This is a genomic window from Pseudomonas sp. 01L34, from assembly GCF_056400265.1.
The window spans coordinates 1-356 of record NZ_JBFTSX010000061.1; the positions used below are offsets into that span (position 1 = coordinate 1).

The window sequence follows — 356 nt, forward strand, 5'->3', positions numbered from 1 at the left end:
GGCACTTATGGCTCGATCGCCGTCGACGGCAGCGGTCAGTGGACTTACACCCTGGCCAATGGCACCGATGGTGTCGCCAGTGCCGTGCAATCACTGCAGGCCGGCGAGACTCACAATGAAGTGTTCACCATCCAGGTCAGCGATGGCCTCGGTGGCGTCGACACCCAACAGGTGACCGTCACTGTCACCGGCAGCAACGATGCGCCAGTGCTCAGCTTCGCGTCGGGCAATGAGGTGGGCGCGGTGCAGGAGGACACCAGCCTCAGCGTCAGCGGTCAGTTCAGTTCGGCCGACATTGATCATGCGGCCACCGCCACCTGGAGTATTGCCGGGTCCAATACCGGCACTTATGGCTC

The 356-nt window shown here is 62.6% G+C and carries 1 protein-coding gene; it reads left to right on the forward strand.

Annotated features, from left to right (window positions below; translation table 11 throughout):
- Positions 1 to 356, forward strand: a 356-nt coding sequence (locus AC1DQM_RS29985; RefSeq protein ID WP_477747285.1) for a VCBS domain-containing protein, incomplete at both ends; no start/stop codon positions are given.